Origin of the sequence: Bacillus sp. FSL L8-0193 (genome assembly GCF_037976065.1) — a bacterium.
In the GTDB taxonomy this organism is placed as follows: Bacteria; Bacillota; Bacilli; order Bacillales; family Bacillaceae; genus Bacillus; species Bacillus paralicheniformis.
The window spans coordinates 4,177,628-4,203,862 of the sequence record NZ_CP150261.1 but is presented as its reverse complement, the minus strand read 5'-3'; the positions used below and the strand labels follow the sequence as shown (position 1 = coordinate 4,203,862).

Annotated in this window: 24 protein-coding genes; 19 read left to right on the top strand and 5 right to left on the bottom strand. The window is 44.9% G+C overall.

Going from position 1 to position 26,235, the window contains the following annotated elements:
* Positions 1 to 9 precede the first annotated feature (9 nt).
* The 8 genes from MHH76_RS21055 (at position 10) to MHH76_RS21020 (ending at position 8,147) form a co-directional block, all read left to right on the top strand.
* Complete coding sequence (locus MHH76_RS21055; protein WP_023856874.1) at positions 10 to 876, top strand: sugar phosphate isomerase/epimerase; 867 nt, start codon at positions 10 to 12, stop codon at positions 874 to 876.
* Between the two features lie 66 nt (positions 877 to 942).
* The gene (iolI, locus tag MHH76_RS21050) at positions 943 to 1,779 is read left to right on the top strand and encodes a 2-keto-myo-inositol isomerase (protein ID WP_023856875.1); all 837 of its coding nucleotides are present in this window, start codon (positions 943 to 945) and stop codon (positions 1,777 to 1,779) included.
* A 21-nt stretch (positions 1,780 to 1,800) separates the two neighbouring features.
* Positions 1,801 to 2,679, top strand: a complete 879-nt coding sequence (fba, locus tag MHH76_RS21045; RefSeq protein ID WP_023856876.1) for a class II fructose-1,6-bisphosphate aldolase — start codon at positions 1,801 to 1,803, stop codon at positions 2,677 to 2,679.
* Between the two features lie 206 nt (positions 2,680 to 2,885).
* On the top strand, positions 2,886 to 3,824 hold the full coding sequence (locus MHH76_RS21040) for an EamA family transporter (RefSeq protein ID WP_020453537.1): 939 nt from the start codon (positions 2,886 to 2,888) through the stop codon (positions 3,822 to 3,824).
* Positions 3,781 to 5,058, top strand: a complete 1,278-nt coding sequence (locus MHH76_RS21035; protein ID WP_043054516.1) for an ATP-grasp domain-containing protein — start codon at positions 3,781 to 3,783, stop codon at positions 5,056 to 5,058. Before MHH76_RS21040 ends, MHH76_RS21035 begins: the two co-directional genes overlap by 44 nt.
* Position 5,059: 1 nt before the next feature.
* The gene (locus MHH76_RS21030; RefSeq protein ID WP_023856878.1) at positions 5,060 to 5,626 is read left to right on the top strand and encodes a prephenate dehydratase domain-containing protein; all 567 of its coding nucleotides are present in this window, start codon (positions 5,060 to 5,062) and stop codon (positions 5,624 to 5,626) included.
* A complete protein-coding gene (locus tag MHH76_RS21025) occupies positions 5,623 to 6,861 on the top strand; it encodes a DUF6421 family protein (RefSeq protein WP_043054515.1) in 1,239 nt (412 codons plus the stop codon). The genes MHH76_RS21030 and MHH76_RS21025 overlap by 4 nt, the downstream gene beginning before the upstream one ends.
* Positions 6,858 to 8,147 carry a valine--pyruvate transaminase gene (locus MHH76_RS21020; RefSeq protein ID WP_035338060.1) on the top strand — a complete coding sequence of 430 codons (1,290 nt, stop codon included), beginning with the start codon at positions 6,858 to 6,860 and terminating at the stop codon, positions 8,145 to 8,147. Before MHH76_RS21025 ends, MHH76_RS21020 begins: the two co-directional genes overlap by 4 nt.
* Before the next feature lie 30 nt (positions 8,148 to 8,177).
* On the opposite strand, the gene MHH76_RS21015 is transcribed toward MHH76_RS21020, so the two are convergent.
* Genes MHH76_RS21015 through MHH76_RS20995 form a run of 5 tightly spaced genes read right to left on the bottom strand, consistent with a single transcriptional unit; the run spans position 8,178 to position 15,187 of the window.
* Positions 8,178 to 10,304, bottom strand: coding sequence for a cellulose biosynthesis cyclic di-GMP-binding regulatory protein BcsB (locus tag MHH76_RS21015; RefSeq protein ID WP_043054615.1), 2,127 nt, complete (start codon positions 10,302 to 10,304; stop codon positions 8,178 to 8,180).
* 5 nt (positions 10,305 to 10,309) lie between these two features.
* Positions 10,310 to 11,572, bottom strand: coding sequence for a glycosyltransferase (locus MHH76_RS21010; RefSeq protein ID WP_043054514.1), 1,263 nt, complete (start codon positions 11,570 to 11,572; stop codon positions 10,310 to 10,312).
* Entirely contained in the window at positions 11,565 to 13,295 is a 1,731-nt protein-coding gene (locus MHH76_RS21005; protein WP_043054513.1) for a DUF2334 domain-containing protein, read from the bottom strand. Before MHH76_RS21005 ends, MHH76_RS21010 begins: the two co-directional genes overlap by 8 nt.
* Entirely contained in the window at positions 13,285 to 14,124 is an 840-nt protein-coding gene (locus tag MHH76_RS21000) for a diguanylate cyclase (protein ID WP_043054512.1), read from the bottom strand. The genes MHH76_RS21005 and MHH76_RS21000 overlap by 11 nt, the downstream gene beginning before the upstream one ends.
* Complete coding sequence (locus tag MHH76_RS20995; protein WP_043054614.1) at positions 14,105 to 15,187, bottom strand: hypothetical protein; 1,083 nt, start codon at positions 15,185 to 15,187, stop codon at positions 14,105 to 14,107. Before MHH76_RS20995 ends, MHH76_RS21000 begins: the two co-directional genes overlap by 20 nt.
* A 286-nt stretch (positions 15,188 to 15,473) precedes the next feature.
* On the opposite strand from MHH76_RS20995, the gene MHH76_RS20990 reads away from it, so the two are divergent.
* The 11 genes from MHH76_RS20990 to MHH76_RS20940 all read left to right on the top strand — a co-directional run bounded on the left by MHH76_RS20990 (position 15,474) and on the right by MHH76_RS20940 (position 26,130).
* Entirely contained in the window at positions 15,474 to 15,599 is a 126-nt protein-coding gene (locus MHH76_RS20990; protein WP_257419523.1) for a hypothetical protein, read from the top strand.
* A 138-nt stretch (positions 15,600 to 15,737) separates the two neighbouring features.
* Positions 15,738 to 16,676, top strand: a complete 939-nt coding sequence (locus MHH76_RS20985) for a sugar-binding transcriptional regulator (protein ID WP_043054511.1) — start codon at positions 15,738 to 15,740, stop codon at positions 16,674 to 16,676.
* 125 nt (positions 16,677 to 16,801) lie between these two features.
* A complete protein-coding gene (gene deoC, locus MHH76_RS20980; RefSeq protein WP_020453526.1) occupies positions 16,802 to 17,473 on the top strand; it encodes a deoxyribose-phosphate aldolase in 672 nt (223 codons plus the stop codon).
* Positions 17,474 to 17,554: 81 nt separating this feature from the next.
* On the top strand, positions 17,555 to 18,736 hold the full coding sequence (locus MHH76_RS20975; RefSeq protein ID WP_020453525.1) for a NupC/NupG family nucleoside CNT transporter: 1,182 nt from the start codon (positions 17,555 to 17,557) through the stop codon (positions 18,734 to 18,736).
* 30 nt (positions 18,737 to 18,766) lie between these two features.
* On the top strand, positions 18,767 to 20,068 hold the full coding sequence (locus MHH76_RS20970; protein WP_025810546.1) for a pyrimidine-nucleoside phosphorylase: 1,302 nt from the start codon (positions 18,767 to 18,769) through the stop codon (positions 20,066 to 20,068).
* Positions 20,069 to 20,850: 782 nt separating this feature from the next.
* Positions 20,851 to 21,243, top strand: a complete 393-nt coding sequence (locus MHH76_RS20965; RefSeq protein WP_023856887.1) for a DUF5082 domain-containing protein — start codon at positions 20,851 to 20,853, stop codon at positions 21,241 to 21,243.
* A gap of 9 nt (positions 21,244 to 21,252) precedes the next feature.
* Positions 21,253 to 21,522, top strand: a complete 270-nt coding sequence (locus MHH76_RS20960; protein WP_020453522.1) for a YwqI/YxiC family protein — start codon at positions 21,253 to 21,255, stop codon at positions 21,520 to 21,522.
* Positions 21,523 to 21,539: 17 nt separating this feature from the next.
* Positions 21,540 to 23,132, top strand: a complete 1,593-nt coding sequence (locus tag MHH76_RS20955) for an LXG domain-containing protein (RefSeq protein WP_043054510.1) — start codon at positions 21,540 to 21,542, stop codon at positions 23,130 to 23,132.
* 14 nt (positions 23,133 to 23,146) lie between these two features.
* Positions 23,147 to 23,926 carry a hypothetical protein gene (locus MHH76_RS20950; RefSeq protein ID WP_006639697.1) on the top strand — a complete coding sequence of 260 codons (780 nt, stop codon included), beginning with the start codon at positions 23,147 to 23,149 and terminating at the stop codon, positions 23,924 to 23,926.
* 18 nt (positions 23,927 to 23,944) lie between these two features.
* A complete protein-coding gene (locus MHH76_RS20945) occupies positions 23,945 to 24,547 on the top strand; it encodes a hypothetical protein (protein ID WP_023856889.1) in 603 nt (200 codons plus the stop codon).
* Positions 24,548 to 24,684: 137 nt separating this feature from the next.
* Positions 24,685 to 26,130 carry a DEAD/DEAH box helicase gene (locus MHH76_RS20940; protein ID WP_043054509.1) on the top strand — a complete coding sequence of 482 codons (1,446 nt, stop codon included), beginning with the start codon at positions 24,685 to 24,687 and terminating at the stop codon, positions 26,128 to 26,130.
* Positions 26,131 to 26,235 lie beyond the last annotated feature (105 nt).

The window sequence follows — 26,235 nt, the reverse complement described above, 5'->3', positions numbered from 1 at the left end:
GTGAAAAGTATGAAATTAGCATTGGATCCATCGATGTATCGCGATGATTTAACTTTGGAGGAAACGGTCTATAAAACGGCGGAGCTTGGCTACGAATATATCGAACTATCGCCGCGCGAAGATTTTTGTCCATTCTATAAATATCCGAAAGTCGATTCAGCTAAAATCAAACAATTAAAGCGGCTTTTAAAAGATACCGGTGTTAAGCTTTCATCGCTCCTTCCGCTTTACCACTGGGCCGGTCCTGATGAAGATCGCCGTCAGGCAGCGGTGCGCAATTGGAAAAGGGCGATCGAAATTGCGGTTGAGCTTGAAGTCGATTTGATGAACAGCGAATTCAGCGGTTCAAAATACGATCCTTTAACAAGTGAAGAAAAATTTATCAAATCCATGGATGAGCTTCTGCCAGTCTTTGAAAAAGAAGGCATTAAACTCAATCTTCAAGCCCATCCATACGATTTTATCGAAACACACAAAGGTGCGATGGATATGATCCGAGCGCTTGACAAGGACTGGATCAATCTTGTCTACTCGACTGCGCACACATTCTTCTATGACGACGGAAAAGGCGACATCGAGACAATGTTTGACGAAGCCGGCGACCGCCTCACGCATGTTTTATTTGCAGATACTTATAATCATAAAGCGGCTCATGGCCTTCGCTACATCGTCAATCCGCCTGACGCGAAAGTAACGGTTCACCAGCATTTGGACATTGGCCAAGGCGAGGTTGATTTTGATACGATTTTCAGAAAGCTGAGAGAGATGAAGTTCGACGGAATAGCGACGAATGCCGTGTTTGCCTGGGTTGACGAAAGAGCGGATGAATCAAGCAGATTCATGCTTGAAAAGCTGAAACAGGAATTACTAGGATAAGCCCCTGAGTTCGGCGCCCCGCCGAACTCTCTCTTCACAAGGATATTTAGATAAGGAGAATCTAATATGAAGCTATGCTTTAATGAAGCAACGACATTAGAAAATTCAAACCTAGCAAAAGACCTCGAATACTGTGAGAAGCACGGATACGATTATATCGAAATCCGGACGATGGATAAGCTGCCCGAATATTTAAAAGACCATTCTCTCTCAGAGTTAGCCGAGTATTTTCAGACGCATCATATTAAGCCGCTGGCCTTGAATGCCCTTGTCTTTTTCAACAACCGCGATGAAAAAGGGCACCGTGAAATCATCGAAGAATTTAAAGGCATGATGGAAACATGCAAAACGCTTGGTGTGAAATATGTGGTCGCGGTACCGCTTGTCACCGAACAAAAAATCTTAAAAGAAGATATTAAAGCGAGCTCCGTCGAAGTGCTGACAGAGCTGTCAGACATCGCGGAGCCGTACGGTGTAAAGATCGCTGTCGAGTTTGTCGGTCATCCGGAGTGCACAGTCAATACGTTCAGCCAGGCCTATGATATCGTCATGACCGTGAACCGCGATAATGTTGGCCTTGTTCTTGACAGCTTCCACTTCCATGCAATGGGTTCGGACATTGAGGATTTAAAAAAGGCGGACGGCAAGAAGATTTTCATTTATCATATCGATGATACGGAAGACTTCCCAATCGGCTTTTTAAGAGATGAAGACCGCGTTTGGCCGGGACAGGGGGCCATCGACTTGGATGCCCACTTATCAACTTTGAAAGACATCGGTTTTTCGGATGTCGTGTCAGTTGAATTGTTCAGACCTGAATACTATAAGCTGAGCGCGGAAGAAACGATTCGAACGGCCAAAGAAACAACAGTTGAAGTTGTTTCAAAATACTTCAAGATTTAATACGGGATAGGAGGGGTGAACGTGGCTTTCGTTTCCATGAAAGAACTTCTTCAAGAAGCAAAGGAACATCATTATGCAATCGGTCAATTTAATATTAACGGCCTTCAATGGACAAAAGCGATTCTACAGGCGGCGGAAGAGGAACGCTCACCTGTCATCGCAGCCGCCTCAGACCGGCTCATCGATTATTTGGGCGGATTTAAGACGGTTTCCGCAATGGTTGCGGCTTTGATTGAGGAAATGTCGATCTCCGTTCCCGTCGTCCTTCACCTTGACCATGGCAAAAATCCGGAGCGCTGCAAGCAAGCGATTGACGCCGGTTTTAGCTCAGTCATGATCGACGGCTCGCATTCACCAATCGATGAAAACATCGCCATGACAAAAGAGGTCGTGTCATACGCCGGAATTCGCAATGTTTCGGTTGAAGCAGAGGTTGGCACCGTAGGGGGCATGGAAGACGGGCTCATCGGCGGGGTGCAGTATGCCGACATCGGTGAATGCGAACGCATTGTCAAAGAAACCGGTATCGATGCTTTAGCAGCCGCGCTCGGCTCTGTTCATGGAAAATATCAAGGCGAGCCTAATTTAGGATTTAAGGAAATGGAAGAAATCTCACGGGTGACGGACATTCCGCTTGTTCTTCATGGAGCTTCGGGCATCCCGGCTGATCAAATCGCTAAAACGATCCGTCTGGGCCATGCGAAAATCAACATTAATACCGAATGCATGGTCGCCTGGACCGAGAAAACGCGCAGCATGTTTAAAGACAATCCCGATTTATATGAACCCCGCGCCTATATGACGCCAGGGATCAGCGCAGTCAAAGAAACGGTCAAACATAAAATGAGAGAATTCGGGTCATCCGGAAAAGCGGTATGCACCCAAAAGATAGAAATATAATCTAGACCCGTATCGCCTCACTCACTTATCGAAGTGAGTGTTTTTTTGTGCGCAGTATTTGTAAAGATATTCTAAAGGTTCAAAAGAATGATTGACTGTAATTGATATAATAGTTATAATTTCCCTCATAATCCATTTTGATCAGAAAAGATTTTATTTTCTGAAAATAAATGACAGCAAGACAATAACAAAATCAGGTGAATGCTATGCGGACAAACGTTTTAAAGTATCGGGTTCATATTTTATTTATCGTATTATGTTTGATCGGCGGGACGACATGGGCTTTTCAAAAAGCCGGGTTGAGTGACAGCCTTCCATTTTGGTCCGCGGGCATGCGGTTTATGATCGCAAGCATTTTGATCGCGGCGTTTCTTTTGATACGAAGGCAGTTTGTGCTGTCAAAGGAACTGCTGGTGCTGTCGTTTTTGAACGGCATCATGTATTTTTCCGTTCCATTTGGATCTGTTTATTGGGCCTCTCTTTATTTGCCGAGCGGGTTGGTGTCTATATTAGCGGCTAGCATTTCAGTCTTTGCCCTGATGATCAACCGCCTTGTCAAAGGGACACCGGCGACGAAATTGCAGAAATGGGGCATTTGCCTTGCGTTGCTTGGCATTACAATCGTGTTTGGCAATCAGCTGTTGATCAAAGTCGATGTTATTGAAATCGTCGCCATGATTGTGATTTTGTGTGCGATGTTTGGCTCGGCTTTTATTCAAATCAAAGTACAACAGAGAATTCGTTCGCTTCCGATCTTGAGCTTTAACTCCCTTTCGATGCTGAGCGGCGGAGCGGTATTGCTCATCAGCAGCCTCATCTTTGAAAGCGGGACAAGAACGTTTTCCGGCGTGAGCCTTTATGCGCTTCTTTATTTAGCGGTTGTCGGCTCGATATTGGGTTTTTGGATCAACATTTATCTGCTTAAAAAATGGCACATCTCAAAAGCGACTTCCCACTTGTTTATCTCCCCCGTCATTGCGCTTTATATCGGATTTCTGTTTCTGGATGAAAAACTGAATGCGAATATTTATTTAGGAACGCTGTTTGTCATATTCGGTGTGATGTTCATCAACTTAAAAAAAGAAGAGAGGATCGCGAAAATTGACGATACGAAACAAAAACTTGGCCATCATTTGTCAAAATAAGCACTTGCCGTTTATTTTTGAAGAAGCTGAGCATTTAGGATTGAAGGTCACGTTCTTTTACAATTCAGCCGAAGATTTCCCGGGCAATCTTCCGGCTGTGGAACGCTGTGTGCCGCTGCCGTTATTTGAAGATGAAGAAGAGGCGCTGGAAATCGTCAAACAGACATTTGTCGAATTTCCGTTTGACGGCGTTGTGACACTGTTTGAGCCGGCATTGCCTTTCACGGCAAAAGCCGCTGAAGCTTTGAATCTGCCGGGGCTTTCTTTCACAACAATGGAAAACTGCCGCAATAAAAATAAAACCCGCAGCATCCTTCAGCAAAACGGCCTGAATACGCCGGTTTTCCACGAGTTCCATACGCTCGCTGATCTCGAAGACAGGAAACTGACTTATCCATTAGTTGTTAAGCCGGTCAACGGCTTTTCAAGCCAGGGCGTCGTCCGTGTTGATGATAGGAAGGAGCTTGAGGAGGCCGTCAGGAAAGTCGAGGCTGTTAACGAGACGGACCTTAATCGATTCGTACACGGCAAAACGGGCATCATAGCCGAGCAATTTATCGATGGGCCGGAATTTGTGATTGAAACGCTGTCGATTCAAGGAAACGTACATGTTCTTTCGATTGGATACAAAGGGAACAGCAAAGGTCCGTTTTTTGAAGAAGGCGTCTATATTGCTCCGGCTCAATTGAAAGAAGAGACGCGCCTTGCGATTGTTAAGGAAGTGACAGGAGCCGTTTCAGCGCTGGGCATTCATCAGGGGGCGGCTCATACGGAGCTGAGGCTGGACAAGGACGGAACACCTTATGTTATCGAGGTGGGCGCCAGAATCGGCGGTTCAGGGGTTTCGCATTACATCGTCAAAGAGAGCACGGGCATCAATTTTATGCAGCTTGTCTTGCAAAACGCAATAAAGCCGCTGGAGAGCAGCGAGTTTAAAGAAGAGATCCGGCCTGTAAGGACAGCCGGCAATTATATCATTCCTGTACAGGGCTCCGGCACTTTTGAAAAAATCGACGGACTGGAAGAAGTCAAACAGAGGCCGGAGGTAAAGCGGGTGTTTCAATTTATTAGAAAAGGCGCGAAAATTCTGCCGTACCCGCATTTTTCCGGTTATCCCGGATTTATATTCACAAGCCATCATTCATATGAAGAATGCGCAGCTTTCTACCGGGAACTGGATGATGAGCTTCATATCATATATCAAAATAATTTGACGGGTACAATAGGAGGTTAAGATGATCTCGACTAAAGTGCAGGAAGAACAAGCCGTGATGATTGTCCATACGCTCGGTCCCAAAGGCACGAACTGCGAAAAAGCCGGCCTGCTTTGGCTCAAAAACAAAGGGGTTCGCGGGGAAGTCAGGCTTTATGAAACGTTGGAAGAAGCGCTCCCTCATGTTAAATCGACAGAAAATTCAGTTCTTTTAGGCTGCGCCGTTTACCCGTTTTTGCATCAAATTGTATTCGAGAATCTCGCTGACTTAAAGATCATAGACAGTTTTGTGATGCCGACATACAACATGGTTTTTGCCGCAAAACAGCACACGATGGCATCTGACATTCAAACCGTCGCTTCACACCCTGCTCCCGCCCATCTGGCGGAGCTGTTCAGCAGTCAAGTCCAATTTGTCACCAGCAATGCACAAGCGGCCCTGGCCTGCGCTTCAAACGCGGCTGACGGCTGTATCACGACGATTAAAGCAGCTGATGAACACCGTTTGAAAGTCATTCAAGATTTTGGAGAAGTGCCGATGTGTTTTACGATCCACGGGCTTAAATCAATCGAAGGAGGAAGCCGATGACGACATTGACAGGGGACATTGTAAACTTGGTCAACGAGCAGATTGTACCGAACATTCATGAATTACAGACGTACCAAAATGATAAAGGACAGATTACAGAGCGTCACGAAAGGGCGGAACAGCTTCTGCTGCAATTGATAGAAGACGCTGGAACCATTTATGAAGCGGTTCACCTAACGGCTGCAAAAGAGGCGTTTAAACAGGACGTCTTGGATTGGATCGGACGCGGATTAGAGGAGACGCCGTATTTTGACCGGTTATTGACGGCTTACCGGGCTCCGAATGATCAGGAGACGACCTTTTTTGCGGCGCCGATCGTGACGCCGAATGGGCCACATGCGAAAGGCTGTTATTTTGAAGCCTTTTTGGCCGTTCGTGAAGAACCTGCCATGATGAGGCCGATAGAAGAAGAGCTGCCCCATCCTGAAAACGGCTGCCAATCGCTCAAGCTTCTCGCCGGAACAAAGGGGTTCACGGAAGAAAAATGTATCGTATTCTTCCCGGAAAATGTGAAAACAAAAGAGAACATTACATCACAGACATTCGCGATTTTCTATTTTAATAAGTTTTATCACATTTACCATGAGGATACGCTGAAAAGAGCGAGGGCCATTTTTGAACATGCGCCTTTCAAGTCGGCTCAGCTTTCCCCCGACCGCACATATGAAGCAAGGGTGCTGTGGGGCTACCTTCATGACTATTTTCATCATTGCGGAAAAAAACCTTTTCATCTGCATATTCAGGCGAAAATGAATTTTTTCGCAGGCATTTTAGAAGAAGTCAAGGTCGATTGCCAAGCGATCCTCACTTTGTGGGAGCGGCAATATGACGGCTGGGAGGAAATAATCGAATTTGTTTTGTATGAACGGCTGCTGCGCTATCCAAGCCAGCATAATGCAACGCGGAATTTTGATTCCGGGACAGGCTATTTTCTGTTCAGCTGGATCATTGAAAACGGCCATTCCATTCAAAGAGGAGAAGAGAAACCCGTGTCGCTTGATCTTTCCCGATGCATGGACGATTTAAAAAAGCTTGTGGCTGAAATCGAACAGCTGGAAGAGATCGAGGATGACTCTGCATACAAAGAGGCGGCGGAACGCTATGTCAGACAATACCTGCCTCCCGGGCGTGAAGGCGAGCGGTTCAGCGTTCCGGAACAATATTTCATTGACGAGATCAATAAGAAAATCGAAACCGCCCGTCTTCGGTTTGAGCGGGAGAGACTGGAAGCGTGAAGCCGGCATTAAGCAAAATCGGAGAGAAAATGAATGAGAAGACAGGGGTCAGGGCTGTGATGAACGATATTCAGGAAGTCCTAGCCGGCGGAGATCGGTCATACATTAATTTAAGTGCGGGCAATCCAATGATATTGCCCGGCGTGTCAGCCATGTGGAAGTCGGCTCTTGCCAATCTGCTCGACGATGACAGGTTTTCTTCAGTAATCGGCCAATACGGATCGAGCTATGGAACCGATGAACTGATTGAAAGTGTTGTCCGCTTCTTTTCAGAGCGGTATCGCGCCGACATTCGAAAAGAGAATGTGCTGATTACAGCCGGAAGTCAGCAGCTGTTTTTTCTGGCGATTAATTCGTTTTGCGGAATGGGAAGCGGGTCTGTGATGAAAAAAGCCTTGATTCCGATGCTTCCCGACTATTCAGGATACAGCGGAGCGGCGTTGGAGCGGGAGATGATTGAGGGGATACCTCCTCTCATCTCGGTATTGGATGATCATACGTTTCGATATGAGCTCGACCGTGAGGCGTTTTTAGAGAGGATGAGGACCGATCCGTGCATTGGCGCTGTCTTGCTTTCACGGCCGAACAATCCTTGCGGAAACATCCTGCCTGGCGAACATGTAGCATTCATTTCAGACGCCTGCCGAGAAGCGAATGTTCCGCTGTTCATTGATTCCGCATATGCTCCGCCTTTTCCGGCGATTCATTTTATCGACATGGAACCGATTTTCAACGATCAGATTATCCACTGTATGAGCCTTTCAAAAGCAGGCCTGCCTGGTGAAAGGATCGGAATCGCCATCGGGCCGTCCCGGTATATTCAGGCAATGGAAGCATTCCAGTCTAATGCGGCGATCCATTCTTCTAGGCTGGGGCAGTATATGGCGGCATCTGTTTTGAATGACGGGCGCCTCGCCGACGTGTCGCTAAATGAAGTCAGGCCGTATTACCGCAATAAATTCAAGCTGCTTAAGGATATGCTTTTAGGCAAGATGCCTAAAGACATCAAATGGTATTTGCATCAAGGGGAAGGGGCGCTTTTCGGATGGCTGTGGTTTGAAGACCTGCCGGTGACTGATGCGGCGCTGTATGAGTATATGAAAGCCGACGGAGTCATCATCGTTCCCGGCTCATCTTTCTTTCACCACCAATCCCGCCCCATGGCGCATTCGCACCAGTGTATACGAATCAGCCTAACCGCGGCGGATGAAGATATCATAAGGGGAATCGATATTTTAGCTAAAATTGTGAAGGATGTATATGAGAAGCAGGTTGAATACTTATAAAAAAACAGGGGCTAGAAGCAAGCCCCTGTTTTATTCGTCAATCTTTCCGCCGCCATTGGCCTTTCTTTTTCTCCGCCTGGCGGTTGTCAAAATCAGAATAACCGCTGCCGCTATGATCACGATCAGGATGGCAATGTACATCACATGTTGCTGATTGCTTTCCTGTTTATCATCCGTCTTGGTTTCAGCTGATTTTGCTGTCAGCTGTTGATGGTTTGTAAACAGCTGATGACTGTCCGTTTCATTAACGACGGTTGCTGCGAAATCATTGCTGTTTAAAAAGTTGATCATTTCTTTTGTGACAGCTGTGCCTTGCCCTTTAAACGGCGCGAAAACAGCCATCGAGTAATTTGAATCCCAAAGCGATGTTTGAGTAAACGCGATTTGTTTCGTCGTTTCATTCAGCATTTGAAAAGATGACACATCAAATGCCCCGTTTTTCGCCGTCGGAACAGCCAATTTGGATGTTTTTTCCTTCAGCAGAGAGAATTGATAGACACTTCCGATGAAGATGATGTTTCTTCCTTTCATGTCATCCGGTTTGACTTCAGCGGATGTTTTCACTGTGAATGCCTGCCTGGCTTCGCTGCCGAAGGAGCCGACCACAAGTGAAAGTTCATGAAGCTTTGACTGATCCGCCTTGTCGGGCAGGATCATCAGCGTTTTGTTGTCCTGATCTCCCGCGTAGGGAAGCGGCCACTCTTGAAAATCGGCTGAAGCTGACGTGTCGCTGACATGGTAAGACAATGCACTCTGTTTATCGATGAAAATCCACTTGTCACCGTTCCCCGCATAGCAGGGGTTGTTCTCTTTCAACCCTGAAGTGGCAAATTGAATATCGATGTAACGGTTTTTTTGCAAAAGTTTCGGATCGACTTTTAAAGAAACATGGTAAAAGCCGTTTTTGTCTTCTTTTCCTAAATCGTCAAGTCCGACGGAATGAGGCTGACCATTGATCATGACCTTCAGCTCCGCCTGTTCCGCAGCTAAGTCGCTTTGACGGGCCTGCTTTTGAATCGTTTCCGATTTTTTCATCGTAAGTGAAAGCTTTGCAGGTTGATTCTTGTCTAATAGCGCCGGTGCTGGATAATAAAAATGCTCGGAAGATGTCTGTCCGGAACCGATTGTCAAATCCCCCGTCCCGAAATCCTCGAGTGTCAGCTTGCCGCCGTCCCGTTTATTATGCTGCTGCAGTTTGCCGATTGCCAGCGTGTCGCCGCTGAGCTGGGCGGCATACGTTTTGTCGGTGATGACGCTGATTTTTTCAGAAAGAACATCATCAGATGATGCAGCCGCAAACAATACAGGCTGTTGCTTATCCTTTGCTTTGAGCATCCGTTCCGCAAGCAAAAGCTTGTCTCCTTTTGCGTCGAGCTTCGCTTGTTTCAACAGCTTTTTCACTTTGCCGCTCCAGTGATGCTGGACGCCGAGCATAATCGTCGGCCTGTCGATTTTCGCCAGGTCAGATTCGCCCAAGATCTTCGTGCTGATGCTATTGTCAACCGTTTTGAGGTAGGCTTCTGTTTTAACTGCAGCTTCAATTTCAGCCGAACTTGGATGGTCCGGAATGACGATAGCCGTTTTTTCCACGGAGCTGCCGGACTGGGCGAACGGATAAGGATAATGTTCGAGCGCCACTCCTTTAGATTCGTTCTTTTCCCCGATATTCAGACGGCTGTCCGGGTAAATTTTGATCCAGTTTCCGGAGGAGTCCTGTCTGACGCAGACGCCTTCATGAACCACTCCGTAGAACTTCAGTGATAAGCTGTGAAACCCTTGAGACGACTGGCTTTTGTTTAGCGCGAGTTTCAGCGTTTTCTTCCCGGTATTCCCTGCAAGCTTAACCGTTTTGACCGGTTCGCCATCAATCTCGGCTGTTAAAGAAGACGGTGAAATTAAAAGGTCTGAGGCCTCGTATTCAAGTGTGAGCTGCTGATGGGCAGAGGAGGCGCCCGCCGGAATTTGATACGTCAGCTCGGCGCTGTCTTTTGCCCCGTACAAGGTCAAGAGATCGTTTGTGAGAACTTGCTGTTTGGCTTGTTTCCGGCTGTTTTCCCCGAGGATCGAGCCGTCTACTGTAACGTCTTTGGCAGCTGCAGCTTGTCCCGTCGCCGTGATCAGCATAAGGCTTGCAAGACATATGATGATATATTTCAAAAAAGTCACCCGCTTTTCTTTTGATTGTATCGTTCTGTTTTGTACCATTTAACCTCTTGCTTGAACAGGCGGTGCTTGATTTCTACGAATAAAGAATAAATCACGAGCGCAATCCAAGCCTGCGAGTATGTAAAGTACATCAGAAAAACGATGAAAAAGTTCTGCCTGTTCATTTCTGTTTTTTCGATGCTCAGTGTAATCATGACCTCCGTCATAAATAGAAAGAAAGCCAAAACCCATAAGATGATAGACAAAAAACCGAATGAAAGATGCAGATTATAAAATAAATTGATCACAAAAAGCGCATTTGACATGATGACGCCAAAGAAAAACAAAAAATAAGTAAAAAAGAAATAAAACAAATCAAAAATAATCCGTTTCCTCTTCAGCTTGAAAAATTGAGCCAGAAATTTCAGGACGACATACTGGTTGCCGCGCGCCCATCTTGTCCGTTGACGCCACCAGACTTTCCACGTTTCCGGCTCCTGTTCCCAAGTGACGGCTGCCGGGAAGAAGCGGATGTGGTAGCCGAGGTTGTAGACCCGGATCGTAAGCTCGGTATCCTCCGCCAGCGCCTGATCGTCCCAGCCGCCCAGCTGTTCGATAATGCTTCTCCTGATGGCGAAATTGGTGCCGGGGATCGTGGCGATTTTGAACCATTTCCATCTTCCGCCCTGTGCCATCCATTGGAAACAAATCGTTTCGATGTTGATAAATTTTGTGAGCAATGTTTTCGCCGCATTGATGACGCGGAATTTTCCTACCACTGCTCCGGCTTTCTGATCATTCATGAGCCCGAGGACAAGGTAATAAACAGCCATTTTTTCCGGCGTGTTGTCGGCGTCATACACACAAATGACATCCCCGCTTGATTCGGCAAAACCGCAATTGAGCGCCGTCGATTTTCCCTTTCCGGCATGCGGAGGTTTGGTCACGACCATTTTAATAAAGTCGTATTGTCTGGAAAACTCACCTACAATGTCGCCCGTCCGGTCGGATGAATTGTCGTTGATGACGATAATCTCCAGCAGATCCTTCGGATAATAAAGATTCACCATCGCCTTCAGCGTCTGCCGAATCACGACCTCTTCGTTATGCGCCGGAATCAGAACGCTGACCTTCGGGAGATCCTTCACGTTCTCTTTCCACTTCGGAATGTTCCGTTCGAATGACATATAGTGGCGGAATCCGCCCTGCATCAGAAACATGTGATACAGAAGCATGACCCATATTAAGCTTAACGAGACTAGGAACAGAACATTACCCACGGTTTTTTCTCTCCTTAAAGATTCGTTTTTTTAATGTGGCTCTCAAGTAAAGGGTATAGCTCACAAACATGACAACAAACAAGAGCACAATAAGGGAGAGAATCCAAAGCGCCTTTTCCAGCGGGCTTTGCTGGTGATGATCGAAAAACGTTTCAATGGCGCTGACTTTGCTTTTTACTTGAATCGTTCCATCTCCGCTTGTGTGAATTTCCACTTTATCTGTTTTCACGGTTTGCTTTGTCTTTTTAATATCGAGCCATTCGCTGTTCGGAATGCGTTCCATTTGATCAACCAGCTCAGGAAGATATTTCATTCCAAGATAAGGATGATAAAATGCGCCGGCTACTCCGCCTTCAAAATCGATCATTTGAGAGATGTGTTCCTCGACTTTGCCGAGCGGATTTTGCTCCGATTGATCAACATAGCCGATGGTCTCAGGATAGAGCGTCATCCCATGGAGCATAGCCGGATTCGTAACAAAAGGCCCGGCGCCTGACGTTTTCCATGTTGTATCGCTAAGCTGAACCTGGCCGAACAAGCTTGTGAAATACTGTGAGGCAATCTGATAGCCGTGCTCTGACATCGTATAGTGCGGCGCTTCAAACGCGAGCGGATACAGCCCTTCCGCGGTGAGATCTTCAATAGCGTTCGTCAGCTTCTGCCGCGTGTACGTTTCCTCATTTTTTCTGAACGGCTTCAAATAGTTTTGATATGCTTCTTCATTTGGAAAGTTCTGTTCCTTTTGCAAAAGGGTCGCGGGCTCTTTCGCATTTTGCGATGTGATCGGCTGATCGGCTTTAGCATCCCAAAACTCGAATCCTTCACCGGTTTCGCTGTAGCGGTATGTATGGGTATACCCGTGAACAATTACACTGCCGCCCATATCCTGCAGCTTCCTCAGCACGTTGACAAGCTTCGGTTTTTCAGACATATAGACTTTGTCGCCCGTTTCAGGATTGACATATACCGGAATCACAGAAAGGATAAAAGGAATATTTCGTTTATGCAGATAAGCCCCGGCTTGGAGCAGCAGTTTTTCATCCGACATTGGGCTGATATCCTCAAGCCGCAAATATAACAGCGTGCTGTCCGGGGTTTCACCAAATGCCTGTCTGAGCTGCTTAGCGGCGAGGAGGTTGTTGTTGAGCAAATCGGTTAAACCAATGTACACGTTACTTTTGCCGGTTTTCCATACGAAAGGGTGAGCTTTTCCGTCGTCAGCTTTGTATGTGTACAACGCTTTTCCCTTCAATCCTGATACCTTAAGGACACGAATTCCGCTTTCTAAAGAGGTATCGTTTTCCTCATTTGTGCTGCGAATCTGATACACATTGTCTTCGCTTTTCAGCGAAAGATCTGCAAATTGGCTGAACTGCCCGGCGTTAAAGCCGATCGCTGTCACAGGTTTTTGAAAGGAGCTGATCAGCTGCGCGAGCTTCTTGTTCAGCTTTCTTTTCGTTTGTCCGTAATAGATGACGCGGTCTTTTCCTGCCAGATCCGCAGCTTTGACATCCGCATCATTTACAACGGTCACATGGGATGTAAAATGACCGGCGATAAGGTCGAGCATTTTCACATCGGCTGATTTTTTGCCATCCAATGTTGAATAGACGATGAGAATACTGCGCTCCTGCTGCTTTGCCTCGGCGGTGTCCGGAACATGAAAAGCCGCAGCCAGGATAAGTACAGCCGCGTATAGAAGTAATATCCGCTTACAGTTCATTCATCATCATCTCGTTTTCTAGTTCTTCTAAAAATTGCTCAGCAGTCTTTAAATCGTTTTGATATGATAAGTGGCACACGTGGAAGGTCAAGGTGACATACTTGCCGTTTTTCAGCTGGTATGTGTCCAGCTGTTTCTTCAGTTTTTCAAGGACGGCAGGCATATGTTCAACAGGCGTGTGTGTCAGCAGGATGCCGAACCGCTCTTCGGCGGGACGGAATTTTTTATCCGTTTCCCGGACACATGATCTGATTTGACTGCTGACAAATTGAAAGAGACGGTCGGTTTCGTTTTCTCCGTACAGGGATTTGAACTCTTTGAAATAATGCATTTGAAGCAGTAAAAAAACAAACGAGTTGCCATACCGCTCCGCCCGCTTGATTTCTTCCGAGAGCTCCAGCTTCATCCTCTGTTTATTATCAAAGCCTGTCACCCTGTCAATTGCAACGAAGCTATTGATCTCGTCTTGAAGGTGTTTGACAGAGCGGTGGAGTCCGATCGCGATGTCATGGATTCTCCCTGACATGAAGGAGAACAGCAAAAGCGCTATTCCCCAGATGACGAGGGTTTGCAATTCCGTTTCAGACGAAGCGTCTGTGTGAAGGAACATCATCAAAGTTCCGAGAACAAACAGGACGATGATCGTCCCAGCCAGTGCGTAAATCGATCCGAGCCATATTCCCGCTGCGATGATGGCAAGTGTGATGCAAATGATGAGAATGGATTCGGACTGCCGGGCTGAGACATAATGGATGAACAACGCAAGAGCTGCTGCAAGCCCCGTCATATAAGCGAACATTTTTTGCGAATCATTGAATGATATTTTCATTTAAAAGCTTCCTTTCGGCTAATAGGGGCAGCAGATTATCAAAAGAATGCGTATCATTTCCGCTCATATATCCCCCATAATACGTCTCAGACGAATCAAGAATTTCAAAATCATTCATTCGATCGTACAGCGCTTTGATGACGTCTTGATCTTCGTTTTGGTTGATGAAAAATAATATCGCCAAAGCGTAGACGGATGGAGATTCGTATTGAACCGCCGGCTTTTTTGTATCGATCGAGTACCGGCCATACAGTTTGCCGCCGGTTTGAAACGTCTGTTTGAGCCAATCCGCTAATACAGCGGCTTTTTGATCCTTCGGCGGTAAATGCCAAGCTGTGTAAAGCTGATCAATGAGATTGACTTCATGGTCATAGGTGTATGCTTTCGTTTCTGTACTGTACACTTTCGGAAGAAAACCGTTTTTCAAAGGGGCGCGGTAAAGAATGTTGGCGTTCCGCCTTTCGGTTTCCTTATCTATCACTCCGTTTTTTTTCAAGACGGATAGCGCATCTGGCATGATATAGGAAAGCGTGATATCCTTTGATGCGGATTGAGAGGCGGAGTCGTAAAAGTCCGTCAATATCCCGTTGTTCATGTTGAGCGTCTTTAATGCGGAACCGATGTTCAGAGCGGTTTGTTTATACTCGCTGTTTCCCCATAGAGCTGCCGCTTGATCGAGGCTCACCATGATTCTGAGATCATCGATCAAGGCGTTTACCCCGCTTGCCTGGCCGTTTTGGATTTGCCATGAGACCAGGTTGTTTTTCATAAGGAAGGATTCGGTCAGGTGCTGATATTGCTCATGAAAATGATCGCCGTCTTTTTTGCTGATCAAAAACTCCATCCACAAGCCAAGCGATTCCGACAAGTAAACAGGCTGGTCAGAAAAGCTGGTTTTGATCAGCCCCTGATCGCTCATTAAATGATGGTAAACGAATTGTTCAGCAGGCTGCAGCGCTTCATCATTTTTGTCATCATCTGACTGATCTTCAGCTTTGATACAACCGACGGCCAGACTGGCCGATAAAAAGCACAGGATCATACCAATCCATATATACCTCACGGGTGCTTTCACGATAGATCACCCCGAATGTTTTTTTTTGAGAATGATTTTGACTTATTTATTATAAATGAAAAAATGGAGATTGATAGATTTTTTTGATCTTTTAGGACTATCCAAAAAGAGGTCGTAAGTCCAATAATAAAATATTTTTCCAGCAATAGTAGGATTTTTGTATTGATTTTCATAAAAAATACCGAAAGAAATAAACGGAGGACGTGAATGGATAGCCTGTGTGAGATCAGAGCGACCAGAAAAAATCTTGGTGAGGTATTGATTCAGCTATGAGATGAAGCCGTGTTTTACCGGCGGACAGGCGCAGCTGAAGCGCGCTTGCCTTTTGTTTGATCAGCACTCGGATGACGCCTGTATGCTTGAACAAGCTGAAGAACTGACAGCAGCAGAAGATGCATAAATAACGGATAAAGACATGACATGGGCATATGTAGTGGCGCATGGGCCGGCCGGGCCGTCTTTTTGCAATTCAGCTGGATGATAAGGAGCATGAACCTATATAATATGGGTTAAAGCGTTACTAAAGGGGAGGAACGTGATGGACAAGGAAAAACAGCAATTGAGCATTGAAGCTGCGAGGCTCTACTATCAGTCTGACTACAGCCAGCAGCAAATCGCCGAACAGCTGCAGATTTCAAGACCGACGGTATCAAGGCTGCTGCAGTTCGCCAAGGAAAAGGGGTATGTCCAAATTCGCGTCATGGATCCGTTTGAAGATATGGATGCGCTCGGTGCGATGCTTGAGGAAAAATACGGGCTCCTTGAAGCGCATGTTGTCTTTTCGCCGACCGCGGATTATACGACCATCACGCATTATCTCAGCCGCTTCGGGGCCGAATACATGCACGGCGCAGTCAAGGACGGCGACATTGTCGGCGTCAGCTGGGGGACGACAATGTACCAAATCGCTCAAAATATGCAGCCCAAACAAGTGAAGGGCGCAGAGGTCGTACAACTGAAAGGCGGAATCAGCCACTCAAGTGTCAACACCTATTCGTCTGAAACGATTCAGCTGTTTGCCGAAGCCTTTCAAACGATGCCGAGGTATCTGCCGCTTCCGGTCGTGTTTGACAACCCGGAAGTTAAACAGATGGTAGAGCGGGACAGGCACATTAAGCGGATCATAGAAATGGGCAAACAGGCGAACATTGCGTTATTTACAGTCGGCACAGTCCGTGATGAAGCCCTGCTGTTCAGGCTGGGGTATTTTCATGATGAGGAAAAAGCCCTTCTGAAAGAACGTGGAGTCGGCGATATTTGTTCGCGCTTTTTTGATGCGGAGGGAAACATTTGCAGCCATGCTATCGACTCGCGGACGATCGGCATTGAATTGGCTGACTTGAGGGAAAAAGAACGGTCGATTCTCGTAGCGGGCGGCAGCCGGAAAAAAGCCGCTATTCATGGTGCACTAAAAGGCAAATATGCCAATGTGCTGATTATTGATCAGCATACGGCGAAAGAACTGCTAGATGATTAAAGTGTCCAGGAAGAACAGCCTGGATTTTACTTTATTTTCTATTGAACAAAATTTCATATGGTAATTTACATTTGTTCAAAAATCGGTTATGCTGAAACTATCTTATACAAAGGAAGTGCTAGTATATGACGATTGCAAATCTCATTGATCATACAGCATTGAAACCGCATACACAAAAATCCGAGATTGAAAAATTAATAGAAGAAGCGAAAACGCACCAATTCGCTTCAGTTTGCGTCAACCCGACATGGGTTGAATTCGCCGCCAAAGAGCTGAAAGGAACGGAAATCGATGTTTGCACAGTCATCGGTTTTCCGCTGGGCGCCAACACGACAGAAACAAAAGCGTTTGAAACGAAGGACGCGATCGCAAAAGGCGCGACAGAGGTGGACATGGTCATCAACATCGCCGCTTTAAAAGACGGAGACGATGACTTTGTCGAGGCGGACATCCGCGGAGTCGTTGAAGCCGCAAAAGGTAAAGCGCTTGTTAAAGTCATCATTGAAACGTGTCTGTTGACAGACGAGGAAAAAGAGCGGGCTTGCCGCTTGGCTGTTGCTGCCGGTGCCGACTTTGTCAAAACTTCAACCGGGTTCTCAACCGGCGGAGCGACAGCGGAAGATATTGCCCTCATGCGGAAAACAGTCGGACCCGACATCGGTGTCAAAGCATCTGGAGGCATTCGAACAAAAGAGGACGTTGAAAGCATGATCTCAGCCGGAGCGACCCGGATCGGTGCAAGTGCAGGCGTTTCCATCGTCAGCGGAGCAGAAGGAAAAAATGAAGATAACTACTAAGATCCAGTGCGGCGGGAAGCGAAAGCTTCCTGCGCACAGACACAAAAATGTAAGCGAATACATCCTCAGGAGGATCAAAACATGAAATATCTTATCGGGCTCATCGGTTTATTTGTCGTCTTAGGGCTTGCATGGCTGGTCAGCAGCGGAAAAAAAAGAGTGAAGTACCGTCCGGTTATCGTCATGATCGTGCTGCAATTTGCATTGGGATATGTTTTGCTGAACACGGGCGTCGGAAACTATCTCGTCGGCGGGTTTGCCAAAGGCTTCGGGTATTTGCTTGAATATGCCGCAGAAGGTGTGAATTTTGTCTTTGGCGGGCTGGTGAATGTGAATGAATCCACATTCTTCATCAGCGTGCTGCTCCCGATTGTTTTTATCTCTGCTTTAATCGGTATTTTGCAATATTGGAGAATCCTTCCGTTCATTATAAAATATATTGGTCTTGCGCTTAGCAAAATCAACGGGATGGGCAAACTTGAGTCATACAATGCCGTGGCCTCGGCGATACTGGGGCAATCTGAAGTATTCATTTCGTTAAAAAAGCAGCTGGGGCTGCTGCCTAAGCACAGACTTTACACGCTGTGCGCTTCAGCGATGTCAACTGTCTCGATGTCTATCGTCGGCGCCTATATGACGATGCTGAAGCCAGAATACGTTGTCACCGCGCTCGTATTGAACTTATTCGGCGGATTTATTATTGCTTCGATTATCAATCCTTATGAAGTCGATCGAGAACATGATATGGTAGAGGTACAGGAAGAGGAAAAACAATCCTTCTTTGAAATGCTGGGCGAATATATTATGGACGGCTTTAAAGTCGCCGTCGTCGTGGCCGCTATGCTGATCGGATTTGTCGCGATCATCGCAATGATTAACGGCATTTTCAGCGCCGCACTAGGCATATCATTCCAGGAACTGCTCGGATTTATTTTTGCGCCGTTTGCCTTCCTGATGGGTATTCCATGGCATGAAGCGGTGAATGCTGGAAGTATCATGGCAACCAAGATGGTCTCAAATGAATTTGTCGCGATGCAGTCTCTCGCACAAGGCAGCTTCCATTTCAGCGGCCGCACCGAAGCGATTGTTTCTGTCTTCCTCGTCTCATTTGCCAATTTCTCATCGATCGGAATTATCGCCGGCGCTGTTAAAGGACTGAATGAGAAACAAGGAAACGTCGTCGCACGCTTTGGCTTGAAATTGCTATATGGCGCAACGCTCGTCAGTTTCTTGACAGCGACCGTTGTAGGATTGATCTATTGATAAACATTGAAAAAAGGACTGGTGATCACAATGAGAATGGTTGATATCATCACTAAAAAACAAAATGGAGAAGAATTGACAACAGAAGAAATTCAATTTTTCATTAAAGGCTACACAGACGGCAGCATTCCTGACTATCAGGCGAGCGCTCTGGCGATGGCCATCTATTTTCAGGACATGACGGACAGAGAACGGGCCGATCTCACGATGGCGATGGTCAACTCAGGCGAAACGATCGATCTTTCCGCGATTGAAGGCATCAAAGTCGACAAACACTCAACAGGAGGCGTCGGCGACACGACGACGCTCGTACTTGCGCCGCTTGTTGCGGCTCTCGACGTCCCGGTCGCCAAAATGTCGGGCCGCGGCCTTGGACACACAGGGGGAACAATTGACAAGCTCGAAGCGATCAAAGGGTTTCACGTGGAACTTTCTAAAGACGAATTCATCAAACTTGTCAACCGCGACAAGGTTGCCGTCATCGGCCAAAGCGGAAACTTGACGCCTGCTGACAAAAAACTGTACGCCCTTCGCGATGTGACAGGCACGGTCAATTCGATCCCGCTGATTGCCAGCTCGATTATGAGCAAGAAAATCGCCGCGGGGGCGGACGCGATTGTCCTTGACGTCAAAACAGGCGCCGGCGCCTTTATGAAAACGGATGAAGACGCCGTCAACCTTGCAAAAGCGATGGTCCGCATCGGAAACAATGTCGGCCGCCAAACGATGGCTGTCATCTCTGACATGTCCCAGCCGCTGGGGTTTGCCATCGGAAATGCCCTTGAGGTGAAAGAGGCGATCGATACATTAAAAGGGGAAGGTCCGGAAGACTTGACTGAGCTTGTCTTAACATTGGGCAGCCAAATGGTCGTTCTTGCCAAAAAGGCAGAGACCCTTGACGAAGCAAGAGAGAAACTGATCGATGTAATGAAAAACGGAAAAGCGCTGCAAAAATTCAAGGATTTCCTTCAGAACCAAGGCGGCGACAGTTCTGTCGCGGATAACCCTGAAAAGCTGCCTCAGGCTGCCTACAAAATCGACATTCCTGCCAAAGAAGCGGGCGTCGTGTCTGAAATCGTCGCCGATCAAATCGGCGTCGCGGCCATGCTGCTGGGCGCCGGCCGCGCAACAAAAGAAGACAAAATCGACCTCGCCGTCGGTATCATGCTTCGCAAAAAAGTCGGCGACGCAGTCGAAAAAGGCGAACCATTGGTTACCCTATACGCAAACCGCGAAAATGTCGATGACGTCATCGCAAAAGTCTACGACAACATTCAAATCGCTGAAAAAGCCGAAGCGCCGAAGCTCGTGCATACGGTGATTACGGAATAGAAGAACATGCAGAAACAGCACATACCCTTGGGTGTGTGCTGTTTTTATGGGCTTTTTTTCTCATTTACCTATTTTAATCTTTCTTGTAGCATGAATACGTCTTAGGTGTCATCTTTTTACATGGACGGAAAGGTATAGATAAATAGGAGGTTTTTTTAAACGTGGCCAAACGTATTCTAGTATCTTCTGGTATTAGTGTTTTAATCTTTATCCTTATAGGTATATGCTCATTTATCCTATACGCCATACTGTCGCATTTTTACATGCAATCTTTTGTGACGGGCGAACCTTCCCAGGATGAAGCGCTGGGATGGGGGTATTTGGGTTTGTTGTTTATTTCATTCATATTGGCAATTTTGACAGGCATAATTGGCGGAATCATTTCCTTTTGTATATATTTCAAAAAATTCAAGAAATGGAGCAGTTAAAAGGGAACCGCCGGAAAATCCGGCGGTTTTTAAAAACGGATATTTTGAGAAAACCTTGGGTGTGTGCTGTTTGTTTAATGGCAAGATTTGAAGAAGGTCATTTGAACTAAGCACCTGATGCTATTTCAAAGAACATTGTGAGAAGCTTGAATGGATCAATTCAAGAAAATCCAAAAAAACCAAGTCCATTATCCTATTTACCTATTTTGGATGATATTGTAATATGAAAAAGGTCTGATTTATAAGAACGTTGGATTCAATCGGAGAGCAACAATATACCTAACCGAAATACTGTGGAATAAGCGAATAGTAACGTGCAGACGTTTATTTTCTGAAAAACGAGGTGAACCCGATATGTCAAACCATGCTGCTAAAATCGCTTCTTTGGAAAAAGATATTTCTTCTTTATCTCACAATATAAAGGATACACAAAGCAAAATCGCTGAACTGAAAAAAGCAAAAACAGCTATTACCGGTGAACTTCACACCCTTTCAAACAATGCCAATCTCATCAATCAGCCAGATATTACTTCGCATATATGGAACGGTAGACATACAAATCAATTTATCAATATAAGATCAAATATTGCACACAGCTATCAAAATATACAGAGAGAAACAGATGGTCTGATTTCACATATTGAGCAAGAGATTGAAAATCTTGAAATGCAAATCTCTAATATGGAGATGTTTCTAAGTATACAAAAACAACAGCTTACAGATATAAAAAAACAAGTCAATCATTGAGGTGAAAGAATGGCAGAAATAAAGGTAAAAGCAGAAGAAGTCAAAACGGCGTTTTCAAGCCTTCAGACAAAAATCAGCGCACTTTCGATAGCAGGTTCAAAAGCCGATATCACTAATTCTTCAATGGATGTAGTGAACAAAATAAAAAAAATCGAAAAGGAATACGAGCAGCTATTAAAAAAATACAAGGAGGCGCTATCTTCAGTTGAAAAGGACGCATGGTCAAACATTAAAGTCCTGATTGATACTGATAAAAATATCTCTCAAAAAATGAAATAAGGAGGGCTGGTTTTCTCTTGAAAGTTTTAGATGTCTCTGAAGTCATTGACGCGATAGACCAATTGATTAAGGAAAAAAAGCAAGAGGAAAAAGAAATCAATGCCATAAGGGAAAGTGTACAAAAAATTGCAGAGCTTGATGATGCATTAAAAGGAGAAGGCGGAAATGCGATCAAAGAACACTTTTCGGTTCTTCATCTTCCCGTGCTGCTTTATTTTCAGCACTTTATTGATCAATACATACAGAATTTAAAAGATATTAAAGCAAAAATCAGAACCTATGAATCGACAGAGGGTTTTGTAAAAGAAGAGTTTCTGACGCATGACGTCAAGAAGGGCTTAACAGAACTGAAACGTCAAACGAATGATACGGTTGATTCGATTAATGACGAATTTGATAAAATCAGCCAGTTGATTGGGGGCGGATCTATCTCTTTGGCATCATTTAATGAGCATATTTCCGAAGCAAAAAAACATGTGAACAACACAGTGTCTGATTTAAAAGAGCTTGATCGTGATACTAATTCTATATTAAAACAATCGTCAAATTCGATCGCTCAGCTTTCCAAGCTCACTGAAAAAGTGAACACTTGGTCAAAGGGAGGCGCGATCCTATCTAAAAAAACGATTAAAGAGGTTGAAAACTACTTTTCTGAAACAGATGTCGTTAAACAAATGATTGACGAAGCCGTTGATTTAGCAGAAAAACAAGACGATCCGACAATGATGGGCAGAATCGCTGAATGGCTCGATTTAATCGGTACAGGAAACGGCGCTTTGGCTGTAACAAAAGGCGTCATAGCCGTGAATGTACTGGCGACGAAAATGCTTGAGCTTGAAAAAGACGGAAAAGGAAACTTCCGTGTGAAAGCCTCTCCGAAATGGACGCAGAGAGCTAACGGAAAATACGATTCCAAGGTGGCTCAGTTTGTTTACAATATCCTGAAAAAAGGCGATCCAAACTCAAGCAAACCAATCAAAAAATGGCTCGGCAAATTTCAAAATAAACCAAGCGGCCTTTTGAGAAAGATTGTTGGGTTGGGGCCTAACACAACAAGAATATCATATGAAAAGATTTTAGAAAGCCAAAGTTTCCTAAAGCATAAGCCAGAGGAACTGAAGAGTTATAAGACTAAGCTTGATGTGAAAGGGACTCTTGGGAAGTTTAAGGATGAAGCTAGTATTACAAAACTCGCCAAAAAAATACCTTATGCTGGAACAATATTCTCCTTGACTACAAATGGAGCTGAGTTTTTTAGTGATGATAATAAAGATAAATCTTGGTTCGAAAAATTTGGCCGATTTTCAGCAGGGATTGGAATGGATGCTGGAGTTGGAGCGTTGACCGCTAGCGGAGCTGGACTGGGTTCATTAATATGTCCAGGTCCTGGCACTCTTATTGGAGGAGCAATTGGAGCTGGTATTGGTATAACTGGATCCATAATTGCGGGAGATCAAGTAAAAGAATGGGGAGAAGATGCTGCAGGTTGGATAGAAGATAAAGGTAAGGAAGCTGGTGAATGGTTAAGTCAAAAGGCCTCTGAAACGGCAGATACAATTTCAGACGGACTCTCAGGTGCAAAGGAATTTGTCACTAGCTGGTTCAGGTAATAAGGAGGAGTATAATGTTAGACTCTAAAATTATATTAACAACAAATGAACTCGTTGCTGCATTGTTATTGTGTAGATATGAAAAAGCTGCTGAAGATATTATCAATGATCAGCAGTTGATTCAAGATGAAAAAGATATTGAGCCATTTTCAATTCAAGCCGAAAATCTTTTAAAACAGAGAGGATATTGGGCTGATGACACAGAATCTAATTTACAAAAAGGGTTAGAAAACCTGATTCACTTACTCATTCAATCAAAGCGAAAAGTTCGCTGTATCCATCGAAAAAAGGTGATGATAATACACCATATCCAAAAAGATGAACTGATTGTCCAGGAGATTGAAAACCAAAATCATTGTTTTTCGATTTTAAGAAGCAGAGAGCTGTTTTTAGAAATGCTGAAAATGTTTTATCATTCATATATAGATAAAAAACCAGAACATGAAATTTTTGAAATGGATGAAGGTTCATTTGACGAGTTTCACGAGGTTGAAGCTGCCGTTATTAAAAGAATGGCAGAAGACCCGGAAACGCATCCAACTATAAGTCAATTTTCTTTTGATTTTTTAGCAAACAACCAAGAGCTCGATAATATTTCTTTTGTAGAAAGTGACTATATTCAAAATCAAACAAGATTAGATCAAGTTGCTTTTTTATTAAGAAGTGATAATTTCATTTGGCATTTAGATTATGAAAATATTAAAAAAACTGGCTCGCTATATCTTCAACCAGTGGCAGTCGACGAATATTTCGGGAAAATAGTGGATACAATGAATGAATTTTATGATTTATAGTAGAAAGGATTTCTATTTATGTTCTCTTTTAAAAAAAGCCGATTCCTTTGGCTGAGAAGCAATTTTATTCTTTTGTTGTTAACTGCTTTATTGTTGTTGAATAAACCTTATTGGGAAAAAGACGCCAATGTTATGTTCTTTATGTTTGTTTTCACTGCCGAGCTGTTTATCATTTTACTTTCGTTGGTATATGGTTTTCAAACAAAAAAGACAGTTACGCGCCCTCCTTCAAGGGCTATAAGAAAGACCAATATCCCAATAGGTATATTTGTTTTTTCTATTTTTAGTTTATTTTTTGGATTTGCGATGTCAGGGGATATACCGTATCCGAATTCTGCGCTTATCATATATTTAACAATCAACATGGTGTTTGCATTTGTTTCTTTGTTTGTACCAACATTAATCATTAAGCTATATGAAACCAATGTATATGATGAATCAAATGGGCTAGTCACCGACTTTTTTCGATATGTAGCCATTCTGGTTTCCTCTTTAAATTATGAAGTCCAAATCGTTTTAGCCCGCCTCCCTTTTGTATTACAGCGTCTAATGGGCGTCATTTTCATCGCTGCTTTGCTGTGGGAGCTTACTATGATCGGATTAATTTTTGAAAACAATTGATATTGTAGGTGTTTCTTGCGGCTGTGTCTATTACAGCCTCTTTTTCATGTCTTTTTGAAATCAGTCATGATTCGCGTATAATCACATTCATAACACCATCATTCACTGGAAATCATATGACCAAAAGGAGTTCATACATGAGCAAAGCCAGTTTTACAGACTATGCATTAAGCGGCGATATTACGAAAGCGCTCGATCATTTAGGGTATAAGCAGCCGACTGCGGTGCAAAGCGAAGTGATTCCCGCGGCGCTTAAAAAGCGGGATGTTGTGGTGAAATCGCGGACGGGGAGCGGGAAGACGGCCGCGTTCGGAATTCCGCTTTGCGAGCTAACCGAATGGGAAGAAAACAAACCACAAGCTTTGGTTTTGACACCGACGCGCGAGCTTGCCGCTCAGGTTAAGGAGGATTTGACGAACATCGGCCGCTATAAAAGAATAAAAGCAGCGGCTGTTTACGGGAAATCGTCCTTTGAACGGCAAAAAACAGAGCTCAAGCAAAAATGCCATATCGTTGTCGGGACACCTGGACGCGTATTGGATCACATTGAAAAAGGGACCTTTCCATTAGAAAAACTGAAATACCTTGTCATCGATGAGGCCGATGAAATGCTGAATATGGGATTTATCGATCAAGTAGGAGCGATCATCCGCCATTTGCCTGAAGAACGGCTGACGATGCTGTTTTCAGCAACTTTTCCGGAGGATGTGGAGCATCTATCCCTTCAATATATGAAAGATCCTTTGAAAATCGAGATTCAAGCAGGCGGTACGACAACTGCAGATATCGAGCATCAACTGATCTTTGTAAATGAAAATGATTCATTTCCGCTTTTAGTGGATCTGTTCATTGTTGAGAATCCGGACAGCTGCATCGTCTTTTGCCGCACACAGGAGCAAGTGAATGAGTTGCAGCGGCGCTTAGCCGGTTTGGGTTATCCGTGCGCGAAAATTCACGGCGGCATGCCTCAGGAGGAACGTTTTGCCGTGATGAACCGCTTTAGACGGGGAGCGTTTCGCTATTTAATCGCGACAGATGTAGCGGCAAGGGGCATCGATATTGAGAACATCACACATGTCATCAACTATGAGCTGCCATTAGATCAAGAAAGCTATGTGCATCGTACCGGAAGAACAGGCCGAGCCGGCAGCCGGGGAAAAGCGATTACGCTTGCCAGTCCGCGTGAAAAAAGGATGATCGCTGACATTGAAGACTATATCGGTTTTTCCATTCCTATTATTGAGGCGCCGTCAAAAGAAGAAATTGCACGGGCAAAAGCGGCATTTCAAAAGAAAATCAATAGGAAGCCTGAGCTTAAACAGGACAAGAGCGAATCGTTAAATAAAGAAATTATGAGACTCTACTTTAACGGGGGAAAAAAGAAGAAGCTGAGAGCTGTTGATTTCGTTGGGACGATTGCTAAAATTGACGGCGTCTCCGCTGAGGATATTGGGATTATCACGATACAAGAGCAAGGTTCATTCGTTGAAATTTTAAACGGCAAAGGACCGCTCGTCTTAGAAGCGATGAAAAACACAACCGTGAAAGGGAAATTGCTGAAAGTGCATAAAGCGAGGAAATAAACTTAGGCTGCCGACTTTGTCGGGAGCTTTTTTGTTCGTAATAAACCTTGGATAAGCAGCATATGATGAATTGTCAAAAAATGAAAGCGCTTCAAAAGAAAGGAG

Coding starts and splice junctions, on each gene's coding strand:
- MHH76_RS21055 (WP_023856874.1), top strand. CDS start 10: ATGAAATTAGCATTGGATCCATCGATGTATCGCGATGATTTAACTTTG.
- iolI (WP_023856875.1), top strand. CDS start 943: ATGAAGCTATGCTTTAATGAAGCAACGACATTAGAAAATTCAAACCTA.
- MHH76_RS21040 (WP_020453537.1), top strand. CDS start 2,886: ATGCGGACAAACGTTTTAAAGTATCGGGTTCATATTTTATTTATCGTA.
- MHH76_RS21030 (WP_023856878.1), top strand. CDS start 5,060: ATGATCTCGACTAAAGTGCAGGAAGAACAAGCCGTGATGATTGTCCAT.
- MHH76_RS21025 (WP_043054515.1), top strand. CDS start 5,623: ATGACGACATTGACAGGGGACATTGTAAACTTGGTCAACGAGCAGATT.
- MHH76_RS21005 (WP_043054513.1), bottom strand. CDS start 13,295: ATGAACTGTAAGCGGATATTACTTCTATACGCGGCTGTACTTATCCTG.
- MHH76_RS21000 (WP_043054512.1), bottom strand. CDS start 14,124: ATGAAAATATCATTCAATGATTCGCAAAAAATGTTCGCTTATATGACG.
- MHH76_RS20990 (WP_257419523.1), top strand. CDS start 15,474: ATGAAGCCGTGTTTTACCGGCGGACAGGCGCAGCTGAAGCGCGCTTGC.
- MHH76_RS20985 (WP_043054511.1), top strand. CDS start 15,738: ATGGACAAGGAAAAACAGCAATTGAGCATTGAAGCTGCGAGGCTCTAC.
- deoC (WP_020453526.1), top strand. CDS start 16,802: ATGACGATTGCAAATCTCATTGATCATACAGCATTGAAACCGCATACA.
- MHH76_RS20975 (WP_020453525.1), top strand. CDS start 17,555: ATGAAATATCTTATCGGGCTCATCGGTTTATTTGTCGTCTTAGGGCTT.
- MHH76_RS20970 (WP_025810546.1), top strand. CDS start 18,767: ATGAGAATGGTTGATATCATCACTAAAAAACAAAATGGAGAAGAATTG.
- MHH76_RS20965 (WP_023856887.1), top strand. CDS start 20,851: ATGTCAAACCATGCTGCTAAAATCGCTTCTTTGGAAAAAGATATTTCT.
- MHH76_RS20960 (WP_020453522.1), top strand. CDS start 21,253: ATGGCAGAAATAAAGGTAAAAGCAGAAGAAGTCAAAACGGCGTTTTCA.
- MHH76_RS20950 (WP_006639697.1), top strand. CDS start 23,147: ATGTTAGACTCTAAAATTATATTAACAACAAATGAACTCGTTGCTGCA.
- MHH76_RS20945 (WP_023856889.1), top strand. CDS start 23,945: ATGTTCTCTTTTAAAAAAAGCCGATTCCTTTGGCTGAGAAGCAATTTT.
- MHH76_RS20940 (WP_043054509.1), top strand. CDS start 24,685: ATGAGCAAAGCCAGTTTTACAGACTATGCATTAAGCGGCGATATTACG.